The sequence below is a fragment of the Dyadobacter flavalbus genome (assembly GCF_006149045.1).
In the GTDB taxonomy this organism is placed as follows: Bacteria; Bacteroidota; Bacteroidia; order Cytophagales; family Spirosomataceae; genus Dyadobacter; species Dyadobacter flavalbus.
In genome coordinates this window covers 1-18,834 of sequence record NZ_VBSN01000024.1, presented here as the reverse complement: position 1 = coordinate 18,834, position 18,834 = coordinate 1, and the positions used below count along the sequence as shown (strand labels likewise).

General features: G+C 44.2%; 14 protein-coding genes and 1 rRNA gene. 4 read left to right on the top strand and 11 right to left on the bottom strand.

The features are described from left to right. Positions 1-284: 284 nt before the first annotated feature. A complete protein-coding gene (uvrA, locus tag FEM33_RS04135; RefSeq protein ID WP_139010845.1) occupies positions 285-3,137 on the top strand; it encodes an excinuclease ABC subunit UvrA in 2,853 nt (950 codons plus the stop codon). 363 nt (positions 3,138-3,500) lie between these two features. Here uvrA and FEM33_RS04130 read toward each other — a convergent pair whose 3' ends face one another. Both FEM33_RS04130 and FEM33_RS04125 read right to left on the bottom strand, forming a co-directional pair. Beyond that, positions 3,501-4,235: a LytR/AlgR family response regulator transcription factor gene (locus FEM33_RS04130; protein WP_139010844.1), complete on the bottom strand. Its 735-nt coding sequence runs from the start codon at positions 4,233-4,235 to the stop codon at positions 3,501-3,503. Continuing rightward, positions 4,232-5,302: a sensor histidine kinase gene (locus FEM33_RS04125; protein ID WP_139010843.1), complete on the bottom strand. Its 1,071-nt coding sequence runs from the start codon at positions 5,300-5,302 to the stop codon at positions 4,232-4,234. The genes FEM33_RS04130 and FEM33_RS04125 overlap by 4 nt, the downstream gene beginning before the upstream one ends. Positions 5,303-5,642: 340 nt before the next feature. Here FEM33_RS04125 and FEM33_RS04120 point away from each other — a divergent pair, with 340 nt between their 5' ends. Then, on the top strand, positions 5,643-8,570 hold the full coding sequence (locus FEM33_RS04120; RefSeq protein WP_139010842.1) for a TonB-dependent receptor: 2,928 nt from the start codon (positions 5,643-5,645) through the stop codon (positions 8,568-8,570). Positions 8,571-8,637: 67 nt separating this feature from the next. On the opposite strand, the gene FEM33_RS04115 is transcribed toward FEM33_RS04120, so the two are convergent. The 8 genes from FEM33_RS04115 to FEM33_RS04080 form a co-directional block, all read right to left on the bottom strand. Continuing rightward, positions 8,638-9,132, bottom strand: coding sequence for a hypothetical protein (locus tag FEM33_RS04115; protein WP_139010841.1), 495 nt, complete (start codon positions 9,130-9,132; stop codon positions 8,638-8,640). A gap of 106 nt (positions 9,133-9,238) precedes the next feature. After that, positions 9,239-10,177 carry a hydroxymethylbilane synthase gene (hemC, locus tag FEM33_RS04110; protein WP_139010840.1) on the bottom strand — a complete coding sequence of 313 codons (939 nt, stop codon included), beginning with the start codon at positions 10,175-10,177 and terminating at the stop codon, positions 9,239-9,241. 17 nt (positions 10,178-10,194) lie between these two features. After that, a complete protein-coding gene (gene rimK, locus FEM33_RS04105; protein WP_139010839.1) occupies positions 10,195-11,097 on the bottom strand; it encodes a 30S ribosomal protein S6--L-glutamate ligase in 903 nt (300 codons plus the stop codon). Between the two features lie 63 nt (positions 11,098-11,160). Further along, complete coding sequence (locus FEM33_RS04100; RefSeq protein ID WP_139010838.1) at positions 11,161-11,598, bottom strand: ATP-dependent zinc protease family protein; 438 nt, start codon at positions 11,596-11,598, stop codon at positions 11,161-11,163. Continuing rightward, the gene (locus FEM33_RS04095) at positions 11,598-12,713 is read right to left on the bottom strand and encodes a DNA polymerase III subunit (RefSeq protein ID WP_139010837.1); all 1,116 of its coding nucleotides are present in this window, start codon (positions 12,711-12,713) and stop codon (positions 11,598-11,600) included. The genes FEM33_RS04100 and FEM33_RS04095 overlap by 1 nt, the downstream gene beginning before the upstream one ends. A gap of 43 nt (positions 12,714-12,756) precedes the next feature. Beyond that, on the bottom strand, positions 12,757-13,950 hold the full coding sequence (locus tag FEM33_RS04090) for a putative sugar nucleotidyl transferase (RefSeq protein WP_139010836.1): 1,194 nt from the start codon (positions 13,948-13,950) through the stop codon (positions 12,757-12,759). 163 nt (positions 13,951-14,113) lie between these two features. Continuing rightward, complete coding sequence (locus tag FEM33_RS04085; RefSeq protein ID WP_139010835.1) at positions 14,114-14,368, bottom strand: type B 50S ribosomal protein L31; 255 nt, start codon at positions 14,366-14,368, stop codon at positions 14,114-14,116. Between the two features lie 131 nt (positions 14,369-14,499). Beyond that, entirely contained in the window at positions 14,500-15,411 is a 912-nt protein-coding gene (locus FEM33_RS04080) for a sugar phosphate isomerase/epimerase family protein (RefSeq protein ID WP_139010834.1), read from the bottom strand. A gap of 459 nt (positions 15,412-15,870) precedes the next feature. Here FEM33_RS04080 and FEM33_RS04075 point away from each other — a divergent pair, with 459 nt between their 5' ends. Then, positions 15,871-18,315 carry a ribonucleoside-diphosphate reductase subunit alpha gene (locus FEM33_RS04075; RefSeq protein WP_139010833.1) on the top strand — a complete coding sequence of 815 codons (2,445 nt, stop codon included), beginning with the start codon at positions 15,871-15,873 and terminating at the stop codon, positions 18,313-18,315. A 175-nt stretch (positions 18,316-18,490) separates the two neighbouring features. Here the strand turns inward: FEM33_RS04075 and FEM33_RS26275 are convergent, their stop codons facing one another. After that, the gene (locus FEM33_RS26275) at positions 18,491-18,655 is read right to left on the bottom strand and encodes a hypothetical protein (RefSeq protein WP_161597064.1); all 165 of its coding nucleotides are present in this window, start codon (positions 18,653-18,655) and stop codon (positions 18,491-18,493) included. 98 nt (positions 18,656-18,753) lie between these two features. Here FEM33_RS26275 and FEM33_RS04070 point away from each other — a divergent pair. Next, positions 18,754-18,834 (top strand): 16S ribosomal RNA (locus FEM33_RS04070); the annotation flags it as partial.

The window sequence follows — 18,834 nt, the reverse complement described above, 5'->3', positions numbered from 1 at the left end:
CAATATTAGCAGCAAAAATACAAAAAGAGATGACTGTTGATGCGACTACTTGTATAATTTCATGAATAAATATTAATATATTGCCGGTTACATAGCCTGTAATTTGACCGTTGATACGCTTCGGACGTTACTATGAAAATTAAGGAACACCTTTTAAACAATTAACCCTGATCACTATACGAGTACCGATCAAGGCATAAAAATTTGCAACTCTTAGCGTATTCTTATCGTTAGACTATATATTCACATCATTCAGGAATCAACCAACATCACGAACCATTATTTTGGAACCATTGAATATAGCTGAACTCGCAGGTCAGGACTTAATTGAAGTAGAAGGTGCCCGCGAGCATAATCTTAAAAATATAGATGTCAATATTCCGCGCAACAAGCTTGTTGTTGTAACCGGAATAAGCGGAAGCGGGAAATCGTCCCTGGCTTTTGATACCATTTATGCGGAAGGCCAGCGCCGTTATATGGAAAGTTTTTCTTCGTACGCACGCGGGTTTATCGGAGAAATGGAGCGGCCGGATGTTGACAAGATCAGCGGATTGTCGCCGGTAATCAGTATAGAACAAAAAACCACTTCCAGAAACCCGCGGTCCACAGTTGGGACGGTTACGGAAATTTATGACTTTCTGCGCCTTTTGTATGCGCGTGCAGGAGAAGCCTATTCCTATGTAACGGGAAGAAGAATGGTGAAACAGTCGCAGGACCAGATTGTAAACCAGCTTCAGAGCCAGTTCCTGGGCCAGAAAATCATGCTGCTTGCGCCGGCAGTAAAAGGAAGGAAAGGACATTATCGCGAACTTTTCGTTCAGATTGCACGAATGGGTTATACCAAAGTCAGAGTGGACGGTGAAGTGCAGGAAATCACGCCCAAAATGCAGCTCGACCGCTACAAGGTCCACGATATCGAGATTGTGATTGACCGTGTTATCCCGAAAACTGAAGAAGAAGATCCGCAATCAAGATACCGGCTCAGCCAGTCGGTTGCCACATCCATAAAACAGGGAAAAGGCGCATTGATGATTCTGGACGAAAAAGGAGAAACCTATTATTTCTCGCAAAATCTGATGGACCCGGAATCGGGCATCAGTTACGATGATCCGGCGCCAAATGCATTTTCCTTCAATTCACCTTACGGCTGGTGCCCGACTTGCCAGGGATTGGGCGTGATCGAGGAAATTACGGAAGAATCCATTATCCCGGACAAAGCGTTGAGTATCAATAAAGGCGGTATTGCGCCAATGGGCGAATACCGCGATGCATGGATTTTCAAGCAGCTTGAAGTTATTCTCAAGCCATTTAAAATCACGCTTGCAACGCCGATTGAGAAATTTCCCGCAGAAGCTATCAAAGTAATATTGTACGGAAGTGAAGATGCTGTTCCCGTTGCATCCAAAAAGTACCCGGGTACGGAATGGGAAACCAAGTTCGACGGGATTGTCAATTTTCTGAAACGCCAGCAGGAAACGGGCAATGATAAAATACAGGATTGGTTAAAAGATTTTATGACCATCCAGACCTGTCCGGAATGTAACGGAAAGCGGCTCAGAAAAGAATCGCTGCATTTTAAAATAGATAAAAAAGACATTGCCGAACTGTCCAATATCGACATTAAAGATCTCGCCGCCTGGCTTGTAAATCTGGAAGACAGGCTGGAAGAACGGCAGCGCGTTATCGGGCATGAAGTTCTTAAGGAAATCAGAAAAAGGGTTGGTTTTATGCTGGACGTTGGATTGGATTATCTGACACTCAACCGTGCATTGCGCACGCTTTCGGGCGGTGAAGCACAAAGAATCCGGCTGGCAACGCAAATCGGAACGCAGCTTACGGGTGTGCTTTATATTATGGATGAGCCGAGCATTGGTCTGCATCAGCGCGATAATGTCCGGCTGATCAATTCACTTAAGAGCCTTCGCGATCTTGGAAATACGGTTCTGGTGGTAGAACACGATAAAGATATGATGCTTGCTTCGGATTACATCTTGGATATCGGGCCGGGCGCCGGACGGCATGGCGGAAATGTCGTTGGCGCCGGAACGCCGGAGCAGTTTCTGGAAAACGGATCGCTCACGGCCGAATATCTAAGCGGCAGAACAGCCATCGACATTCCAAAAAAACGCAGAAAAGGAAGCGGAAATGCGATTGTACTGAAAGGGTGCACAGGACATAACCTCAAAAACGTAAATATGTCTTTTCCGCTCGGAACCATGATCTGCGTTACGGGCGTAAGCGGAAGCGGAAAATCTTCACTGATTCATGAAACGTTGTTTCCGTTGCTGAACCATCACTTTTACAAGTCGAGAAGAGAGCCTTTGCCGTACAAATCCATTGAAGGGCTGGAACATATCGACAAGGTTATTGAAGTGGACCAATCGCCCATTGGCCGTACGCCAAGATCCAATCCGGCGACTTACACGAACCTTTTTACCGACATTCGTTCCTTATTTGCCGAGTTGCCCGAAGCCAAAATCCGTGGGTACAAACCGGGTCGTTTTTCATTCAATGTAAAAGGCGGGCGCTGTGAAGATTGCGAAGGTGCGGGAATGAAGAAGATAGAAATGGATTTTCTTCCCGATGTTCATATCAATTGCGAAACGTGCAAGGGAAAAAGATTTAACCGAGAAACACTTGAAGTGCGGTTTAAAGGAAAATCAATTGCAGATGTACTTGATATGACTGTGGAAACGGCACTGGAATTCTTTGAAAATATGCCCCGCATTCTAAGGAAAGTACAGACTATGAACGATGTGGGACTGGGTTACATCACGCTTGGGCAGCATGCCACAACGCTTTCAGGAGGAGAAGCACAGCGCGTTAAACTTTCGGAAGAATTATCAAAGCGCGATACGGGAAAAACGCTTTATATCCTGGATGAGCCGACAACAGGGCTGCATTTTCAGGATATACGGCATTTGCTCCATGTCCTGCACAAACTCGTGGATAAAGGAAATACCGTACTGATTATCGAGCACAACCTGGATGTAATCAAAGTAGCAGATTACATTATTGATGTAGGCCCGGAAGGCGGCGCACAAGGCGGTCGGATTATCGCTGAGGGTACGCCGGAGAAGGTTTCCAAAGTGAAAGGAAGCTATACGGGGTATTTCTTGAAGGAAGAGTTAAAGTAGAGGCGAATTTTGCGTGTAGGAAGATGTTGTCACTTGTAGTCATGGGTTGTCAATTATAGTCATGGATTGTTGTTTTTGGTCATTTATAGTCATGGATTGTTAGTTATAGGCATTAATTGTTATGCATGGTTATTTTTTAGTCAATGTTTGTCAATTATAGTCATAGATTGTCAGCTATAACACTAAATGGCCAACAATGACAATAAATGACAATCCCTAACTACGAATGACTAAAAATGACAATCCATGACAATCCCTGACTACGTAATGACAATAAATGACAATCATCTGACAATCCCTGACTACGAATGACAATCCATGACCATCAGTGACAATCCGTAACTACACGTTACAATCCTGCACTTACATCCATTTACTCAAAAACTGATTAAAGCCTTCCTTATACTGATCACTGACCGGAATGGTTGTAGTACCGATCTGGATTGTGTTTCTGGTTACGGCACTGATTTTGTCCAGATTTACGATAAAAGAACGGTGCACGCGCATGAACCGGGAAACAGGAAGTTTTTCTTCAAGTGCTTTCAGGCTTGTGAGTGAAAGTACCGGCTTTGAATCCGATTTCAGATGGACTTTTACATAGTCTTTCAGCCCTTCCATATATAGAATATCATCGTATGCAATGCGTAAAAGCTGATATTCAACTTTCAGGAAAAGGTATTCATCCTTGGATTCTGCGGGTCCGGATAATGAAGCTTTTTGCAGAAGTTCCACATACGCCTGCGCTCTGGACGCAGCGCGCAGGAACTCTTCATAATTAAAGGGTTTCAGGAGATAGTCAAGTGCGTCAACTCTGAAGCCGTCGAGTGCATACTGATTGAAGGCAGTTGTAAAAATGATTCTCGGCGCGCGCGTTCCTGATTTTTCAAGAATTCTTGCCAGTTCGATTCCCGTGAGATCCGGCATCTGAATATCCAGAAACAGAATGTCCGCCGGCTGGTTCTGAATGTATTGCAATGCTTCAACGGCACTTGAATAACGGCCTTCGAGCGAGAGAAAAGGTGTTTTGTCAATAAAAGCACAGACAAGGCCCAGCGCAAGCGGCTCGTCATCCACCGCAATGCATTTCAGTATACTCATGCCGTTTCCAGTTCCAGATGTACTTCAAATTCTTTATCTTCCTTGTTTTCAGTTACTTCAAGCTGATATTTTCCCGGATACAATAAATCCAGTCTTCGCTGTGTATTCACCAGCCCGATTCCGTTGCTTTCATCCAGAATGGCTCTTTTATCTGTAAACAAGGTATTTCTCACTTCTACATGAATCTTATGGTTATCCTGACGGATCTGAATGTCGATCCTGCTCGGCTGAACCGCGCTTACACCGTGTTTGAATGCATTTTCAATAAAAGGCAAAAACAGCATGGGTGCAATGGAAACGTCATGAAGCGGATTGGGCGGATCAAGGTGGACGGTGACTTTGTCCGTAAGCCTCAGCTGCATAAGCTGGATGTAATCCTGCGCAAAAGCGATTTCCTGGCTCAGCAAAACAGTTCCGTGCTGCGTTTCATATAACACATAGCGCATCATGCGCGAAAGTTTGTGCAACGCTTCCCTTGCAGCTTCCACGTCAATGACGGTGAGTGCATAAATATTATTGAGCGTGTTGAAAAAAAAGTGCGGATTGATCTGTGCTTTCAGAAATGAAAGTTCTGAATTGATCTTTTCCTTTTCAAGGTTCTGGCGATATTGTTTGTCAAGCTGTGTGCTGCGGACGGCTGCTATGCTCGTACTTAACCCGATGATCATCAATGCCGTGAGCAGTGCAAAATAATCAAGTTTGTCATGCTGTTTTTTATCACCGTTTGCTTCTCGGGCAATGCGGAAAGCACGGTCCATCTGTTCGCCGTGATTGATAAGGATTTTGACCTGTTCAATCACAACCGCAAGCATAATGACGGAAACGATATTGAACAGAATGAAGCGTACATACCTGTTTTTTGACAGAAACCGCGGAAACCAATAGTAATAATTAAGGTAAAATATAGTGATCAGCAGTGCAAAAAGCACAGTCTGTTTTATCCAGAAAGACATGGGAAACTGAATTTGCCAGCTTAGCGGCTGCCACATCAGAAACATTACCAGAAAACTCCATCCCAGAAGATGCAGGACAAACGGAGGATACTTTTTAACGTTACGCGAGTTCATTGGAAATTAGTTAGTTTCAATGTGCTTAAACGCAGCATACATTCACAATCTTACACGGAATATATCAAAGTGCCTAGCCAAATCGATCAAAGGAACTTAAATACCGACTGATTAACGGCTGAAATCTATAAAGCTCATTTGGCAAAATGGATGCATTCCATATGTAATGAAGTACGCTTTGCCGCTATATTACTGTTTTCAAGGAGTAATTCAACATCTTAATCGTGTAAAATCACCCGTTGATCGGCGTATCCGTCGTTTCTGTCTATTGCCTTTTCATATCACTTAAAATGGTGGTTATTTTGAACTTCGATAATAACATCATTAGAGAACAGAAACCATGCAATCCTTTTTACGACACTCGCTCTTCATTGTTTTTATAGGTTTGACATCAACAGCTTATGCGCAGTTTCCGGGTGGCGGAGGCGGCGGCAGGTCGGGCGGCGGAGGTGATTTTCAGCGCGGTGGTGAAAGGCAGCGACAGACCGTCATTCCCGGAACGGCGGAAGATTCACCAAAAGGCAACGGAAAGATCCGCGGTATTCTGGTTGATTCCGTCAGTAAAAAACCCGTTGAATTTGCAGCACTTGCATTGGTTGATACCAAAACAAATAATCCCGTCGACGGCACGACAACGGATGAAAAAGGGGAATTTTCATTGACCAAAGTGGCTTCCGGAAATTTCAAGATCCTGATTTCATTTATTGGCTATAAAACAAAAACCATCAGTGATATCAAAATAGACCGCAAAACAGATCTGGATCTGGGTTCTGTTGTACTGAGTCCGGATGTGGTGCAGCTGAAAGAAGTGGAAGTAGTCGGGATGGCGCAGATGGTGGAAGAAAAAGTAGACCGTCTGGTTTACAACGCCGAAAAAGACATTACAAGCAAAGGCGGCGACGCTTCCGACGTCATGAAAAAAGTGCCGATGCTTACGGTAGACCTTGACGGAAATGTTTCTCTGAGAGGAAGTTCCAACGTCCGGGTTCTGATCAACAACAAGCCTTCGACCATTATCGCCACGAGCGTAGCAGATGCTTTGAAGCAGATTCCTGCGGATATGATCAAATCGGTGGAAGTCATCACGTCTCCGTCGGCCAAGTACGATGCGGAAGGTTCTGCGGGGATTATCAATATTGTTACCAAAAAGAGCACCATTCAAGGCGGAACGCTGAACTTGGATACGGGCATAGGAAACAGAGGTTCCAACCTTGGTCTCAGAGGAAATTACCGGGTTGGGAAAATGGGATTCAGCCTCGGCGGCTTCGGAAGGTTCAATTACAACATGCCGGGCAAATATGAAAACCTGCAGGTTGGTAAACTGGATCGGTTCTCTATCCGTCAGACCAGCGATACGGACAATAAAATGGCTTTCGGTTCTTACAATTTCGGCTGGGACTATGAAATTGACTCAAAAACTTCGCTTTCTGCCGGCGTACGCTACGGAATGAGAAATATGAGAAATACACAGGAACTGTCTACATTCAATACACAGAGCAGCGGCGAAACAACTACCAATTTCAGGGATGTAAGCACAAAAGACCTTTCCGGAACGTGGGATGTAAATGTGGATTATATCAAAACACTGAGCAAACCGCAGCAGGAACTGAGCATATCGACACAGTACAGCCGCAACAACCGTACAAATGACTATGATACCGATGTGTATTCATTGAACAACAATCAGCTGCGCGAACTGCTTGGGATACAGGGAAACAACAATTCAAGCCATAACCAGGAAAGTACCGTTCAGCTCGATTATCAGACGCCGATCAAGGATAACCAATTGATTGAAGTGGGAGGTAAAGGAATTTTCCGTCAGGTGGTGAGTAACTACGATTATTATAATACGATCACTACGCCGCAGGCAGCCAGTAACCTGAACTACGATCAGAATGTGGCGGCCGGATATTTTTCCTATACTTATACTACCAAAAACAAATTTACGATCAAGGCGGGATCAAGGTACGAGTATACCAGTATCGATGCATCGCAGGGAGAACAAGGCGATCTTAATATTCCGTCGTACAGCAATCTGGTTCCGAGCCTGAACCTTTCCAAAACATTTGCCAAAGGGCAGACATTCAAACTCGGCTATAACCGTCGTTTGCAGCGTCCCGGCATTCAATTCCTGAACCCTAACAGAAATGCAGCCAACCCGCTGAATGTCACCGTCGGAAATCCGCAGCTGAGACCCGAGCTGACGGATCAGGTGGAACTGGGAACAAGCTTTTTCAAAAATTCCCTTTATGTGAATGTTTCCACGTTTGCCCGTTTCACAAACAATTCAATCGAAAGCATCCGTACAACCAGCGAACAAGGCGTTATTACAACGACTTACGGCAACATCGGTTCCAAGAAGAATTACGGTGTAAACGTGTTTGGAAATATGACGTTTTTCAAAAAATGGCAGATTGGCGGCGGATTTGACGCATACTACGCAGATCTTTCCAATAACAGCCCGGACCCTTCTTTATCTGCTTCGAACACCGGTTTTGTGTTAAGCGGCCGTTTCAGAACAAGTCTTACGATCCGGAATGGCTGGGGATTGCAGGGCGGCGGATTTATCAGAGGCCGGGATGTTCAGTTGCAGGGAAGTCAGGCCGGTTTCCGTATGTATGATCTGGGTATCAAGAAAGATTTTACCAACAAGCGCGGAAGCATCGGTTTCGGAATGGAAAATTTCCTGGCACCTTCTTTCAAAATGAAAACCAGTCTGGAATCCAGCACATTTACACAAATGAATACCAATTATTTGTTCAACAGAGGTTTCCGGATCAATTTCTCGTATCGTTTGGGTAAAATGACATTTGTGGAGCAGAAAACACGCAGAAGGAAATCGGTTAACAATGATGATCAGAAAAGTGAAAGCGGCGGAATGGATGCCGGCGGCGGAGGTGCACAAAACGCTCAGCCTGCGATTACAGTACCTGCAGTAAGGCCCGGTGCTCCGGCAATGGCACCAAGAACAGACGGAGCAGGAAGGCCGGCAGCCCCAATGCAGCAAGGAACGCAAGGTGTAAAAACAGATTCAACGGTAACGCCAAATGCAACATTTACGCCGGACTCTACGGCGAGACCAGCTGTTATTCCTGCAACTTCGGATTCTACTGCAAAGCCGGCCGTCATTCCGGCAACGCCGGATTCAACCGCAAGGCCGGACAGCACCGCAAGACCCGTGTTGCCTGTGTCGCCAGTAAAGTCGGATTCGACAGCACTTCCTGTAAAACCGGCTACGCCTGCGGATTCATTGCCAAAAAGAGATTAAATCATCAATATTCCTAAATAACCGATAACCAGAAAGCCCGGCGTTTGATTGCCGGGCTTTTCTTATTTTACATAGAATTTTGATTAATGAGTTCAAAAGTCTTGTTAATTGGCGAATCTTCTGCTGACTTCAAGTTAATGTCACTTACAAGCCTGTTGCCAAATAAATGCGATTTGCCTTTTAAAATTTGTATGTTAGAGCCTTGTACTTTAGCTTTTGAGAAGTCCAGAATCAATGTATCATTTTCACTAATTTTATTATCATTTAGTTTAACCAAAACATTTTCATATACTGCTTTTTGCTCTTTTACAAGACCATTTTCATCCAGAATTCCTTCATCAAAAACAGATTCAGCAATATTCACTTCGGTAGCACTTTTCCTTGTAATAACCCAAGTAATCGCTCGATGTTCCGTCGTAACCTTTAATAAAGATGACTTGTAAGTTCCGGCAAAAGCTGTTGCGTAATCTGTTGAAGGTTCAACTTCTACACGAGAAGACTCTTTTGAACAAGAGCTTAAAAAACATGAAACTAAAGAAACAAACAAGATGATTTTTTTCATAGCAATGCAAGTTTTAGGATTTTCCGCAATGCTAGAAACTTATAATTTTATAATTTTTTATAATGATCAATTGGCAGTACTCAATGAATATCCGGTTATAGCCAGCCTAAATAACCGCCGAGCCGTTCTTTTCACGAATTTCTTTCAATATCCTTTCTGCGCCGGCTTCTAGCAGTTCATCCGCCAATGCCGTGCCCAGTTCTTCGGGAAATTGAGAAGAGCCGGTTTGCGTTTTCCGGATTAATTCCTGGCCATCCAGGCTGATGATTCCGCCTGTAATATTAATTTGCTCGCCGTCCAGCGTTGCCATGCCAAAAACCGGAATGCTGCATCCGCCCTGAAGCTGTTTCAGAAATGCCCTTTCAGCGCGTAAACAGGTTTCGGTATGTTTGTCATTCAGCAGTTCTTTCAGGATGGATTTCTTTTCTTCGGATAGATTAACAGCGCATTCAATGGCAACGCTGCCTTGCCCCACAGCCGGTGTAAATTCATCCAGCAGCAAATGTTCCGCAATTTTATCGTCATATTCCATTCTGTGAACGCCGGCATAAGCGAGAATCAATGCATTGCAATGGCCTTCGTGCAGCTTTCTCATGCGCGTCTGAAGGTTGCCGCGCATATCCACAATTCTGATATGCGGATAAAAATGTTTCAAAACAGCAATCCTTCTCGTCGATGAAGTACCGACAACAAATGCTTCTCCGCTTTTCAATGAAAGATTGGTGTCAAAGCTGACCAGCACGTCGTTGGCTTTCTCTCTTTCCGTATAAGCTATAATTTCAAAGGCTTCATCCAGCTGCGACTGCAGATCTTTGGCGCTGTGTACGGCGATATCAATGCTGCCGTTTTTCAGCTGATCTTCCAGTTCCTGTGTAAAAACGCCTTTACTGCCGATTTTGGATAAGGACCGGTCGAGGATTTTATCCCCTTTTGTTTCAATAATGACGATTTCAGTATCAATTCCGCCTTTTTGCAACTGCGCTTCAACATAATGTGCCTGCCAAAGAGCCAGTTTACTTCCGCGTGTTCCTATTTTTATATGCATGATTCAATCTTTTTACTTCAGACACCCACGGTATCATTTTCGTCTGTAACAATTTTATCTTCAATATAAGCAACAATAAGTGCGGCAATATCAATCCCGCTGACTTCCTCAATTCCTCTCAAACCCGGCGAAGAATTCACTTCCATAACCAACGGTCCGCGGTCGGACTGAAGCATATCTACGCCTGCTATTTTTATTCCCAGTGCTTTGGCCGCAGAAATGGCCGTATGTTCTTCTTCCGGCGTCAGCTCGATCATATAACCTTCTCCGCCGCGATGCAGATTGGAACGGAAATCGCCTTCGGCTCCCTGCCGTTTCATGGCCGCCACCACTTTGTTGCCAATCACAAAGGCGCGAATGTCGGCGCTTTTTGATTCTGCAATGTATTCTTGTATCAGGAAATTGGCCCTTAATCCGTAAAATGCCTCAATCGTGGATTTTGCAGCTTTGATGGTTTCTGCCAGAACAACGCCTACGCCCTGCGTACCTTCCAAGAGTTTGATAATGACCGGCGGACCGCCCACCATATGGATCAGTTCGTTTACCTGTGAAGGGTTCTTTGCAAAAACGGTTTTGGGAATATCAACGCCGGATTTCGCCAGCACCTGCATGCTCCGCAATTTATCACGCGAACGCAGAATGGCCTGCGATTTGACGGTTGTGAAAATTTTCATCAGCTCCATCTGGCGGACAACTGCGCAGCCGAAAGCCGTTACGGAAGTTCCTATTCTGGGAATGACAGCATCTATTCCGGTTACGGGTTTCCCTTTGTAAATAACGCTGGGTTTTCCTCCTTCAATCATTACAAAACATTTTATATGATCAATAACGACTGCCTGATGGCCTCTTTGTTTTATTGCCTCCACCAAACGCCTTGTGGAATAAAGGTCTGGATTGGTGGATAATACGGCGATTTTCATATAAGTTCTGAGTAATGGAATTGCGTTGAAGGCAAAAGCAGTAAATCTGCCATTTTGATAAGTTTATTTAGAATGCTTTTTAGCCGAAAGGTCTTGCTGCGATACATCGATGATAAAACGGTTTTTCAGGAATTTTCTTCCGAGAAGCACGGGATATCTCATTTTGCGGCGGTTGGCAAGTGAAAATTCGGCCCGTATCTTTTTTCCGAAAATCCGGATGCCGGTTTTGATCACATACCGTTTTTCCTCTTTTCCGAAAGAATTGCGGATGACCGTTTCCTTAAAATCTGTAACAGAAAACAATTGCTGCGGCGCACCTTTTCGGATATCCAGATAAAAATGCAGCTTCACCGTTTCTCCTTCTTTGACCAGTTTTACTCTCGAACAATGAATGGCAGAAGTAGCAGCACCGGAATCGATACGTACGGGCACTTCGTTCCAACCAAGGTCAGGAAAGTCTACAACATCCGTAGCTCCGATCGTTTCCAGGGGATTTTTCATCAGCGTTGAAAGAATTGAGCAACGATAAGCGACAGGTCAAGAAAAACCATTTTGGCCCTTACGTTTCGCTCGACATGATAATAGGAAAGGTTTACTTCTTCAATCATTCTTTCCAGCGCTTCAAAGCTGACGGTTTTGGAAAAATTCTGAACGAAAGTAAGTTCTTCCTGCGGAACACGCAATAACTCGCCCGCACCTGCCCGCCAGACGAGCATATCCCTGAAAAGCCGCAATCCGTATTCCAGCAGTCCTTTCTGTCGTTCCTTGTTCATTACGTCAAAGTTATCCGCCAGCTTTACAAGATGTGAGATGTCGTATTTGTAGCAGGAACGCATCCATGCGGCAAACCAGCCGGAACGGTCATCTTCGGTTTCCTGAACAAGTTTCAGCGCTTCGGAAAGATTGCCGTCGCACAAGTATGCGATCTGGACTGCTGTTGTTTCATTTACATGTTGCCATTTCAGGAAAGTGCGGACTTCATCGTCGGAAAATGCCGGAACTGCAACGCGCTGCGTACGGGAAATAATCGTAGTAAGGAGTTTGTCCGACTGATCGCTGACGAGCAGAAACAGGGTTTTCGCAGGCGGCTCTTCCAGGATTTTCAAAATGGCATTGGCCGACGATGCGTTCATAATATCGGGTTTCCAGATCAGCAGGATTTTGTATTCGCCTTCGTATGACTTGACAGAAAGTTTGCCAAGAATCCCGCGTGCTTCTTCTACCGAAATATTGCCCTGCCTGTTTTCCGAGCCGATAAAATCCAGCCATTCCGGAAGTATGCGGTAAGGATTTTCTATCAGGAATGAACGCCATAAATTTAAAAAAGCCTCGCTGTTTTTGCCGTCTGCTTTTTTGGAAGCAGCAACGGGAAAGATGAAATGGAAATCCGGATGGATCAGTTTGCCCATTTTGGAGCAGGAAGCACAAACGCCGCATGCATCTTCTTCATTCCGGTTTTCGCAGTTGATATAAGTGGAAAAGGCAAGCGCCAGAGCCAGTCCGCCTCCGCCGGGAGCAGAATCAAAAAGCTGTGCGTGAGCGAGATGACTGGTGTTCACCGAGCGCCTCAACGTGGATTTTATATGTTCAAGTCCCGGAATATCTTTAAAAAGCACGGTTTGGTCAGATTAGTCTTTTATAGATCAACGCAGCAGCCGGTCAGAATATCCGCTGATTTCGGGTTTGTTCAAAAACGGTCCGCAAAATATTTTCATCATCTTCTTCAAAATCAATGTTCCGGCGGTTTACAGTGTCTTTTGCAACGGCCAGCGCTTTTTCCAGGCGGTATTCTGAAATTCCTTCCGCATGGCCGCCCCATGAAAACGAAGGCGTATGCTTCGCCTGAAACCCGGAGCCAAATACATTGACATTTACGCCGACAACCGTTCCGGTGTTGAACATGGTGGAAATTCCGGCTTTTGAATAATCGCCCATCATCAAACCGCAGAAAGTCAGGCCGGTATCAGCCAGCGAACCTGAAACGTAACTATGCAGTTTTACAGGGCTGTGGTCATTTTTCAGGTTTGAGTTATTGGTATTTGCGCCCAGATTGCACCATTCGCCAAGCACCGAATTGCCTAAATAGCCGTCGTGGCCTTTGTTGCTGTACCCGAAAAATACACTGTTGCTTACTTCACCGCCAACTTTACAAAAAGATCCGATGCTTGTACCGGGCCGTATTTTGGCACCTTGCGCAAGTACGGAACTTTCACCCATGGCGAATGGCCCCTGAATAAGCGATCCTTCCTGGATCAAGGCATTTCGTCCGATGTAAACAGGGCCGTTTTCCGCATTGATCACCGCCGCTTTGATCACCGCCCCGGTTTCAATGAAAATCTGCTCTTTATGGTAACAATGCGTAAAAGGATCTGTAACCGGTTCGGATTTTCTGTTTGCCGTTATTCTCTCAAAATCAGCTTTTATCTGTGCGCCGTTGAATGTAAAAATATCCCATACATTTCTGATCATTGTAAACGGACCGGAATAGGTCAGAGCAGTGATATGGGTATATTCAATGGATGGCTGCCAACCGGCGGAACTTCTGACGGCAAGTATTTCGCCGTTTTCCGAAGTCAGAGCTGTATTTACAGCTAAATCCTGAATGGCTGCAACCAGCTTTTCATCCGGGCATAAACCGCCGTTTATAAAAAGGTTGTCATCAACAACGGTCAACGGAAATTTACGGCTTAAATAAGGTTCCGTATGAAAAGAAACAGCCGTTTTCAGCCAGTCATTCCACTTTTCGTATATTTTTTCAATACCGCAGCGAATGGCTGCAACCGGTCGGGTGTATGTAAATGGTAAAAGCTGCGTACGAATTACAGGATCGTCAAACAGAATGGTATGAAGCATATTTTACTTAAGTATGTGCAGCCAAAGTTCGTCCATTTTTCGGACAGGACAAAAAAAGAAGCAGTCTCCTGTGACTTTTATCAGGAGACTGCTTCTTTGTAAATATTTTAGAACGGATCAGCCAAAGTTTTTAATTCAATAACCCGAAGCTGAAAAGAAGATCTTACGCTTCTTTTTGTTGTCCGTAACGTTTTCTGAACTTGTCAACACGTCCGGCTGTATCTACAAGTACATTTTTACCTGTATAGAAAGGATGTGACTGAGAAGAAACCTCGACTTTATAAACCGGGTATGATTTGCCATCTTCCCAAGTAATGTTTTCGTTGGTTTCTATTGTAGAGCGCGTAATGAATTTATAATCGCTTGATAAATCCCAGAAAACTACTTCTCTGTAATTGGGATGAATATCTTTTTTCATTGGTATATAATATTATGTGTTTCGATACAATTCTCAAAAAGGATTGCAAAAGTAGAAATTCTAATCTTGTAAACCAAGTAAAAGAAGGCTATCTTTTTTGATGTTAGTACGATACGAACAAAAACGTTTATTTAAACTTCACTCAATTGCTGTTTAAGTACTTGAATCCCTCTTCTGGCTTCTTTTTCAAAATCGTTATAAACGAAGCATTCTATGGATAATCCGCCTTTGTAGTTTATTTTTTTCAAAGCGTTGAGATACGGCCGGAAATCATCGCCCTTTACGCCCGGCGGCGTACGGTTTTCCTTTTCTGCAATGTGACAATGCACAATATGCTTTCCGTATTTGACAATTTCAGCAGGCGGTTCGTCTTCTTTCAGCATATGGTAAATGTCGCATAAGAGCTTGACTTTCGGACTTTTCACGGCTTCCACGATTTCAACGCCTTCGGCCAGGCTGTTGATAAAGTTGGTCTCTCCGCGGTTGAGAGGTTCAACGGCTATGGTCACGCCATATTTTTCGGCAAGCGGCGCCATTTTTCTTGTAAGTTCAATATGCTGGGCTTTTGCCTTGTCGCGGTCATAGCCTTCGGGAATAATCCGGGAACCGCCGCTTCCGAACACAACATATTGCGAACTGCATTCCTTTGCACGTTTCAGCACAAGTTCCGTACGCTGCAGAATGGCTTCATGATTGGCATCCGGCCCAAGCGTTTTCAGGCTTCCGGGAAGCAGGATTACATATGATCTGATCGGAAAGTTTTCAGATCGCAGCTGTTCCAGGTTTTTTGCATACTGCGTGTCTCCGTTGTCGGGAATGAGGAAGCCGGTAACCGACTCTTCTATATAACTGCACCCGGATTCTCTCAGAAAATCAGCTTTTTCATAAGCGGCAAAAACACCAAGCTGCAGGGAGTATAGCGGGTCCAGTTTTTGTATTGTCAAAGCCTGAACGAAAGTGGGGCCGGCGGCCAGGCCTGCAATAAGCCCGGCACTCTTTTTTACAAAATTTCTTCGGGAGGAAACGGCAGTTGTTTTATCCATAACAGGGGGAATATTAATGCTTTATTTTAAAATAACAGGGTTCGTTGAGACAAAAAGTTTTGCAAGTAAATTACCGGCCTGAAAAATAAAGTTTACAAAAAATAATTTTCATAAACATTTTTTATCATTATAACTTATTGATCAGTAGATGTTAATGTAAAATATTTGATCGGAAAAATTAGGTTGTTACTGAAAAAAGTTTACAAATTTTTAAGCTGAAAAAAATAAAAAATATTTTTTGTGATCAATTTACGGGAACTGTATCCGTAACCGGCTAGCTATAAGAATCTTACTTGAAACTTAATTTGCATTATCCCTATAACACAAATTTTGCGCCCGAAACCGGGGTTGCTAATCATGTTAATTTAATGTTATTTCAAGGGATTTTAAGGCTTCACCGACTTAAAATTTCAATAATATACATCACTTACTTCCTTTTAACAATCTACTCATATGTCAATGTATGTAATAAAGCGTGACGGCCGCCGCGAATCGGTAAAGTTCGACAAGGTGACAGCACGCATCGAGAAACTGAGCTACGGGCTTGATATCAATTATATCCAGCCGATCGAAGTGGCCAAGAAAGTTGTATCGGGCATTTACGATGGCGTTACTACCGCTGAACTGGATAATCTGGCTGCCGAAACTGCGGCTTCCATGACCACAAAACATCCGGATTATGCTATTCTTGCTGCCCGGGTTGCAATCTCGAACCTTCATAAAAATACATTGAAGTCGTTTTCAGCTACGATGAAGCGGCTTTACACTTACGTAGACTCCAAAACGGGAGAAAATGCATCACTTATTTCAAAAGAAGTTTATGATGTAATCCGCCAGAATGCTTCCCTGCTTGATTCCACTATTATATATGACCGTGATTATGCCTATGATTATTTCGGTTACAAAACACTTGAAAAATCTTACTTACTGAAGGTAGACGGTAAAATCGTTGAAAGACCCCAGCATATGCTCATGCGTGTTGCTGTCGGGATTCACCAGGACGATGTTCAGGCTGCGATAGAAACGTATCATTTGCTTTCGGAAAAATGGTTTACACATGCAACGCCTACTTTATTCAACGCAGGAACGCCAAAGCCGCAAATGTCTTCGTGCTTTCTGCTGACGATGAAAGAAGATAGCATCAATGGAATTTACGATACGCTTAAAAACTGTGCATTGATTTCGCAGTCTGCCGGCGGTATCGGGCTCAGCATTCATGATGTGCGTGCTACGGGTACTTATATTAAAGGTACGAATGGACAATCGAACGGTATTGTTCCGATGCTTCGCGTATTCAATGACACGGCAAGATATGTTGATCAGGGCGGCGGAAAGCGTAAAGGTTCTTTCGCCATCTATATGGAGCCGTGGCATTCGGATATATTCGATTTTCTTGATCTTAAAAAGAATCACGGAAAAGAAGAGCAGCGTGCCCGCGACCTTTTCTATGCTTTGTGGATTCCGGATTTGTTTATGAAGCGCGTAGAGGCAAACGATACGTGGTCATTGTTCTGTCCGCACGAATGCCCGGGACTTTCGGATACGCACAGCGAGGAATTTGAAAAGCTGTATGAAAAATACGAGCTGGAAGGCAGAGCGCGTAAAACCATCAAAGCGCAGGATTTATGGTTTGCAATCATGGAATCGCAGATTGAAACGGGCACGCCTTATATGTTGTACAAGGACCATGCAAACAGCAAATCAAACCAGAAAAATCTGGGAACGATCAAGTCGTCGAACCTTTGTACCGAAATTATCGAGTACACAGCGCCGGATGAAGTGGCGGTTTGTAACCTTGCTTCCATTGCATTGCCAAAGTTCGTTGAACAGGGTGCGGACGGATATATGCGTTTTGACCATAAGAAACTCTATGAAATTACAAAGGTCATTACACGCAACCTGAACAAAATCATCGACCTGAATTATTACCCGGTACCCGAAGCAGAAAAAAGCAATAAAAGACACCGGCCAATCGGAATCGGCGTACAAGGACTTGCCGATGCATTTTGCATGATGCGGATGCCTTTTGATTCTGATGAAGCGCGTCAGCTGAATAAAGATGTGTTTGAAACCATTTACTTTGGTTCCATGGAAGCATCCATGGAGTTGGCCATGCAACACGGACCATATGAAACATGGGCGGGAAGTCCGATTTCAAAAGGAATTTTTCAGTTTGATATGTGGGGCGTGACGCCTGAAAGCAATCGCTGGGACTGGAACAAGCTGAGAAAAGAAGTGATTCAGTACGGTGTTCGCAATTCATTATTGCTGGCGCCGATGCCGACGGCTTCAACAAGCCAGATACTTGGAAATAACGAATGTTTTGAGCCATTTACATCCAATATATATGTAAGGCGCGTCCTTTCAGGCGAATTTGTTGTTGTAAACAAATATCTGCTTAAAGATCTTGTAAGATTGGGTCTTTGGAATGAAGAAATGAAAAATAACCTTGTCCGTGCAAGCGGTTCGGTTCAGCCCATTCCGAACATTCCTCAGAATATCAAAGATCTTTATAAAACGGCATGGGAAATCAAGCAGCGTAGCTTGCTGGATATGTCAGCCGATCGCGGCGCATTTATTTGCCAGTCTCAGTCGCTGAATATTTTTATGGAAGAAGCGAATTTCGGAAAGCTTACTTCCATGCACTTCTATGCATGGAAAAAAGGGCTTAAAACCGGAATGTATTATTTGAGAACCAGAGCGGCTTCCGATCCTGTTCAGTTTACAGTAAGCAAGCAGGCAGAAGTACAGCTTGAGCCTGCAACCGCTGTTGTCGCTGAAAAAGAGCTGAATTACGTTCAGTATGCCGAAGAGCATGCAAAGCCGATTGTACCGCGCGACAACCGATCCGACATGCAGTGTTCATTGGATGATCCGGAAGGATGTGAAGCTTGCGGATCATAATCATAGTATACAAAGTTTAAGAATCAGGTCCCTGCCAGCAGGGGCCTTTTTTTGTTTCTGTATTTAGAAGAGGGGTATCTAGAAGCTGCCTGATGCATACTGCTCGTGGTACTTGCCGGGAGAGTCAGTCGGAGGAAGTTTTCTGGAACTATTTTCCGTTAGCTAATATTGATTATCAACCGGTTAAGGAGATTTGGGGAAAAATGCGATAAATATTTTCATTCTGTGCTTGCGTATAAAAAGTTAATGTTGCACTTTTGCACTCCCAATCGGGAATAATGGGTTTTGCAGTTGGCAAGGCCACCAGTTCTGAGGCAATCAGAGCCCAGTTCTTTGACATGATGAAGAGAGCAAAACAAGGAGATTTGTTTAGGAGAATTCGGCTCTGTGGCTGCTGTCTGTAATGGGCAGGGGTTTACAGAAGCCACAACAACATTTACAATGGAGAGTTTGATCCTGGCTCAGGATGAACGCTAGCGGCAGGCTTAATACATGCAAGGCGAAGGGGCAGCAATGTCA